Consider the following 6,673-nt stretch of genomic DNA (forward strand, 5'->3'; position numbering starts at 1 on the left):
GCGGATCCGAGCTGCCGAGGGTGTCGATCTGTTGACCGTCGGTGGCCATAATGACCATGTGGTTGTAGGCGCGCACCCCACCCGGTCCGACCGCCCCATCGATTTCTTCATCAGCTACTCGCCCGCGGACGAACGCTGGGCCACGTGGCTGGCGTGGGAGTTCGAGGCGGCGGGCTATCGCACGCTGTTGCAGGCGTGGGACTTCGTGGCAGGCACCAACTTCATCGACTTCATGGACCGCGGCGTCCGTGAGGCCGAGGTGGTGGTGGCCGTGCTGTCGGAGCGCTACCTGCACTCGACGTACGGCAAGCTGGAGTGGCAGGCCGCGCTGCGCGCCGACCCGGACGGCACCGGCAACAAGCTCGTCACGGTACGCGTCGAGGACTGCCCGATCGACGGCCTGCTCGCCACCATCACCTATGTGGACCTGGTCGGCGTGGACGACCCGGTGCAGGCCCGCAACCGGGTGCTCGACCGCATCCGGGAGGCGCTCGACGGCCGGGCCAAGCCGATGCGGCAGCCGGCCTTCCCGCACCACCCGGCCGACCCGCACGGGGTGCTCGCCGCTCCCGCCGCCGGAGCGCCCGCGCCCCGCCGCGCCCGGCGTACCCCGATCAACCCGCCGCCGTTCCCGCCGGCCGCGGCGGCGCCACCGACCGCCCGGGACACCGTCACCGTGCTCCAGGTCGCCGGGCCGCGCTTCGGCCGGGGCGTGATCACCCCCGGCGCGCCGGTCACCCCCGGCGAGGTGCAGGAACACCTGATGGGCGACCTCACGCTGCTGATGAACGACGGCGTGCCCCGGCCGGACCTGCTCGTCGTCGCCGGCAACCTCACCGAGTCGGGCAGCCCGCGCGAGTTCTCCGACGCGCTGAGCTTCCTCACCGGCCTGCGGGTGCTGCTCGGGCTGGAACCGCACCGGCTGGTCGTGGTGCCCGGCCCACGCGACGTGACGATGGCCGCCTGCCGCGCGTACTTCGCCACCTGCGAGGCCGACGACGTCGACCCGCAGCCGCCGTACTGGCCGAAGTGGCGGCACTACGCGCGCCTGTTCGACGACCTCTACCAGGGCCTCGACGACCGGATCTTCGACAGCGAGCAACCCTGGACGCTGTTCCCGGTACCCGACCTGCGGGTGGTGGTGGCCGGGCTGAACTCCACCATCGCCATCACCCACCGCGAGGAGGACCGGTACGGCTTCCTCGGCGAGGCGCAGTCCAGCTGGTTCGCCCAGCGGCTGCGCCACTACCAGCAGTCCGGCTGGCTGCGGCTGGGCGCGATGGCGCACGCCCCGGGGGCGCGCAGCCCGTACGCCGACGAGGTGCCGCCGGACCCGGTGTCGCTGCGCGACCGCGGCTCGGTCAACCGGCTGGTCGGCCCGATGCTCAACCTGCTGCTGGCCGACGCCGCGCCGTCGGCCCGGGTCGACCCGGTGGTGCCGCTGGCCGCCGCGCCCCGCGACGGCCGGGCGCAGGTGCTGCGGCTCGGCGCCGACGGGATGACCCGCTGGGTGCTCGGCCGCGACGACCGGCTCGACGGCGGCGCGGTCACCGCCGTGTCCTGGCCGCACGCGGAGGCCACCTTCGGCGCGTCCGGCCCGGCCCAGGTGCCGGACCCGCGCCGCCCGGTCGCTGTCGAGGGGGCCACCCAGGGCGCGGCGGCGGCCGCCGCTCCGGTCGCCCCGGTGCAGCGGCTGCTGGACCGGCTCGCCGAGGTCTGCGAGGCCCGCTACGACCGGGTGGTGGTGCGCCGCGTCGGCACCGACCCGCCGCACCTGTACATCAGCTACCGCTCCGACGGGGTGGTCCGCCAGCAGCGCGTCGGCGCGCACGTGGGCAGCCCCACCGCCGCCGACGTGGACGTCTTCGCCCGCCGGGTGCACGCCACCGACCCGGACATCGCCTCCGAGCTGGTGTACGACGGCGACCGGGTGCCGCGGGGGCTGGCCGAGGAGGCGCAGCGCCGCGGCGTACGCGTGCTGCACCTGACCGAGTTCCAGGGCCTGCTCGACCTGCGCGAGTACGTCGCCGCGCAGACCGCCCGGCTCCAGGCCGACCGGCTCTATCCGCCCGGGCAGTACGTGCCGCAGCGCTACCGTCACCTCGTCGGCGCCGACCAGCGCGTCCGCGACGACGTGGTGGACGAGCTGCTGGAGACCGTCTCCGCGCCGGACGGCCGGTTCGTGCTGGTGCTCGGCGACTTCGGCCGGGGCAAGACGTTCGCGTTGCGGGAGGTGGCCCGGCGGCTGCCCACCGCCGCGCCCGACCTGATCCCGATCCTGGTCGAGCTGCGCGCGCTGGACAAGGCGCACTCCGTGGACGGCCTGGTCGCCGCGCACCTGGCCAACCACGGCGAGCAGGTGATCGACCTCAAGGCGTTCCGCTACATGCTGCGCCAGGGCCGCATCGTGCTGCTGTTCGACGGGTTCGACGAGCTGGTCGCCCGGGTCACCTACGACCGGGCGGCCGACCACCTGGAGACGCTGCTCCAGGCCGCCGAGGGCAACGCGAAGATCGTGGTGAGCAGCCGTACCCAGCACTTCAAGACCAACTCGCAGGTGCTGACCGCGCTCGGCGAGCGGGTCGGGCTGCTGCCGCACCGGCGCGTACTCGCGGTGGAGGACTTCACCCCCGGGCAGATCGAGGCGTTCCTGCGCAACCGGTACGGCGGCGACGAGCGGGCCGCCCGCGAGCGGATGGACCTGCTCGCGGGCGTGAAGGACCTGCTCGGGCTCTCCCGCAACCCGCGCATGCTCGGCTTCATCGCCAACCTCGACGAGGGGCGGCTCGCCGCGGTGGCCGGGGCGGGAGGCACGTTCAGCGCCGCCGCGCTGTACCGGGAGATCCTGGAGTCCTGGCTGGACTTCGAGGAGCGCCGCACCCAGGGCATCCCGGGCGCGCCGGTGAGCCTGCGCCGGCCCGAGCTGTGGCAGGCGGTGAGCCGGCTGGCGTTCCAGCTCTGGGAGAGCGGCGAGGCGTACCTGCGACTGGCCGAGCTGGCCGAGTCCACCGGCCGGCTCGCCGGGCGGGCCGACTCGCGGCTGTCCGGCCCGCAGGCGGCGCACGCGGTCGGCGCGGGCAGCCTGCTGGTCCGCACCGACGACGGGCTGTTCGGGTTCATCCACACCTCGGTGATGGAGTGGCTGGTGGCCGAGGGGGTGGCCGAGCAGATCAACCGGGGCGAGGAGCCGGGCGCGCTGGCGGTACGGTCGCTGTCCGCGCTCGCGGTGGAGTTCCTCGGCGATCTCGCCGACCCGGCCCGCTGCACCGCGTGGACCGCGCGGGTGCTCGGCGACGAGTCGGCGGGCGAGACGCTGCGCGCCAACGCGCTGCGGCTGTCCGCCCGGCTGCGCCTGCCCGACCGGGCCGACCTGCGCGGCGCGGTGCTGCGCGGCGAGGACCTGTCGCACCGCGAACTGGCCGGGGCCGACCTGACCGGCGCGGACCTGACCGACGCGCGGCTGGTCGCCACCAACCTGACCGAGGCACGGCTGGAACACGCCCGCCTGCGCGGCGCCCGCCTGGACCAGGCCCGCCTCGCCGGGGCGGACCTGCGCGACGCGGAGATGGCCGGCGCACGCCTGTTCCGTACCGACCTGCGCGGCGCGCGCGTCGCGGGCAGCAGCTGGCACCGCACCGCGCTCATCGACGCCAGCGCCGACCCGGCGCTGCTGCGCGCCCCGGAACTGCGCGGCGCCGTCGTCGCGCCGGGCCGGCCGGTCGCGCCGGGCCTGGCCCCGCCGGCGGTGGGCGTCGGCTACGGCTTCGAGACGGGCCGGCTGCCGGTGCCGGTGGCGTACAGCCCGGACGGCTCGGTGCTGGCCGTCGGCAGCGACGACGGCGGTGTGCTGCTCTGCGACACGGCCACCGGGCTGCCGGTGCGCACGCTCCAGGGGCACCGGTCCCGGGTGTACGCGGTCCGCTACGACGCCGCCTCCCACCAGCTCGTCACCGGCTCGGCCGACCTCACCGTACGGCTGTGGGACGCCGACCACGGCGACGTGCGGCACGTCATCGAGGACGTCTTCTCCGGCTGGGTCTGGCCGCTGCTCACCGACGGCCGCCGGGGCCGCCTGGTGGTCGGCGACGCCGCGGGCGTGGTGCGGCTGTACGACACCCGCGGCGCCCGGCTGCGCCACGAGTGGCCCGGCCACTCCGCGCCGATCTGGGGCACCTCGTTCAGCCCGGACGGGCGGCGGGTCGTGGTGGCCGACAGCGCCGGCACGGTCCGCGGCTGGGACATCCCCACCGGCAAGCTGGCGTTCGAGGTGCAGGAGCCGGAGGTGGTCTACCGGGTGGTGCACTCGCCGGACGGCCGGCTGCTGGCCGCCGTCGGGCAGCACGGCCGGATCTGGATCCGCCGGGCCACCGACGGCGAGCTGCTGCGCGCGCCGCGCGGCCACGAGGCCGACGTGTACGCCCTCGACATCCACCCCGACGGCACGCTCATGGCCACCGGCGACACGCACGGCGCGCTGCGGCTGTGGGAGACCGAGACGGGCCGGCCGGTGCGGGTGCTCGGCCGGCAGCGCGGCGCGATCTACAGCGTCCGGTTCAACGGCGACGGCAGCCTGCTCGCCACCGCCGCCAGCGACGGCGCGATCCAGCTCTGGGACACCGACGACGGGCAGGTACGGCACGAGCTGACCCGGCACCGCGGCTCGGTCTGGCCGGTGGTCTGGCGGCCGGACCAGAACCAGGTGGCGACCAGCAGCAACGACGGCACCACCCGGCTGTGGGACGTCCGTAGCGGGCAGCTCCAGCACACGCTGCGCGGGCACGGCCGCCGCGTCACCGCGCTGTCCTTCCGCGACGACGGCGAGGTGTTGGCCGCCTGCGGCAACGACGGCGTGATCCGGCTCTGGGAGCCGCGTACCGGCCGCCTGCTGCGGCAGCTCGCCAGCCCGGCCGACCGGCTGCTGTCGGTGGTGTTCTGCCCGGAGGAACCGCTGGTCGCCACCCCCAGCGGCGACGGCGGCGTGCACCTGTGGAACACCGACACGGGCGCCGACGAGCGTGAACTCAACGTGGACACCGACCACGTCTGGGCGGTCGCGTTCAGCCCTGACGGCGACGCCCTGGCCACCGCGAACGACGACGACACGGTACGCCTGTGGTACCGCCGTACCGGCCGGCACTTCGCCACGCTCACCCCGCACCGGGGGCGCGTGCGCACCGTCGCGTTCAGCCCCGACGGCGAGACCATCGCCACCGGCTGCGACGACCAGACGGTACGGCTCTGGGACGCCGCCACCGCCACCTGCCGCATGACCCTGGAACACCACACCGACCGGGTCTACTCGGTCGGCTTCAACAGCGAGGGCACGCTGCTCGCCAGCGCCGGCAACGACGGCACGGCGGTGGTCTGGGACGCGGTCACCGGCGAGCGGCGCCTGGTGCTCACCGAACACGACGGCCGGCTCTGGTCCTGCGCGTTCAGCCCGGACGGCAACCTGCTCGCCACCGCCGGGGACGACCTGGTGATCCGGCTGTGGGATCCGGTCACCGGCCGGCTGCACGGCACCTTGGCCGCGCACACCCGGCGCGTCTGGTCGGTGCACTTCAGCCCGGACAGCAGCCTGCTCGCCAGCGCCGGCGACGACGGCACGGTACGGCTGTGGGACGTGGCCGACCCGGAGCACGCCCAGTTGCGGACCACGCTCATCGGCCTGCCGGACGGCTGGGCGGCGGTCAGCCCGGACGGCCGGTACAAGCTGGACGGCGACCCGGGCGGCCAGTTCTGGCACGTCATCGGCACGTGCCGCTTCGAGGTGGGCGAACTGGACCCCTATCTCACCCAGGTCCGCCGCCTGTCCGTGGACGCCCCCTTCTAACCCGCACGCCTTTCCGGGTGATCAAGGGGCCCCGGTCCAGCGGACCTCGCCGTCCTGCCACACGTCGGTGGGGGCCAGGCCGCAGGCCGTGGCCACCGCCGCCGACGCGCGGTGGTCGGGATGGATGTGGGCCATGAGGGTACGCACACCGCGTCGCCCCAGCCAGCCGGCCATCCCACGGGCGGCCTCGGTGGCGATCCCGCGCCCCTGCCACTGTGTTCCCACCACCCAGGCGATCTCCGCGACCGGTCCCGCGGCGGCCGGTGTCGCCTCGTCGAGGTGCCGGTGCCCGACTGCGCGCGCACCCGCCGTGGCGGTGTCCGCCACCGGTTCGTGTGGCTCGGTGACAGTGGCCTGGACGAAGCCGGCCAGCCGGCCGTCGTCCCGGAGCTGGATCACCCAGTTGCACCACGACTCGGCTGGGTCGGGCGAGCCGGCGACCAGCCGTTCGTAGCGGGCCCGCAACGCCGCCGGGGAAGCGGGCTCGCCGCCGATGAACGTGTGCAGCGCCGGGTCGGCGAGGACGGCGGCCATCTCCTGGGCGTGCTCGACGGCCAGGGGCAGCAGGATCAGCCGTGCGGTGGGGACGGGTTCCGGCGTGAACCCGCTCGTCGACGTCAGCGCGCCGGTCGGTTCATCCATGATCGCGCTTCCAGGAGATCGATGGCCTGGTCTCGCGGGAGCGAAACGGACCTCACGGTATCCCGGACCGCCCCGAGGAACGCAACGCCATTCGTGCCACGCCAGGGCGGCCAGCCGCGCTGATCTTGCAGTCTGTGCCCGGGCAGATGGGACATTCGCGTCACCGCCCGGGCCGAAAGTGCAAGATCGCGGGGGAGG

2 protein-coding genes are annotated in these 6,673 nt (G+C 74.9%); one reads left to right on the forward strand and one right to left on the reverse strand.

Going from position 1 to position 6,673, the window contains the following annotated elements; translation table 11 throughout:
* The first annotated feature begins 58 nt into the window (after nucleotides 1-58).
* Entirely contained in the window at nucleotides 59-5,833 is a 5,775-nt protein-coding gene (locus F8279_RS09810) for a TIR domain-containing protein (RefSeq protein ID WP_091418117.1), read from the forward strand.
* A 21-nt stretch (nucleotides 5,834-5,854) separates the two neighbouring features.
* On the opposite strand, the gene F8279_RS09815 is transcribed toward F8279_RS09810, so the two are convergent.
* Complete coding sequence (locus F8279_RS09815) at nucleotides 5,855-6,475, reverse strand: GNAT family N-acetyltransferase (protein WP_151499753.1); 621 nt, start codon at nucleotides 6,473-6,475, stop codon at nucleotides 5,855-5,857.
* Nucleotides 6,476-6,673: the final 198 nt, after the last annotated feature.

Origin of the sequence: Micromonospora sp. AMSO1212t, assembly GCF_008868145.1 — a bacterium.
GTDB classification, from domain to species: Bacteria; Actinomycetota; Actinomycetes; order Mycobacteriales; family Micromonosporaceae; genus Micromonospora; species Micromonospora tulbaghiae.

Coding starts and splice junctions, on each gene's coding strand:
- F8279_RS09815 (WP_151499753.1), bottom strand. CDS start 6,475: ATGGATGAACCGACCGGCGCGCTGACGTCGACGAGCGGGTTCACGCCG.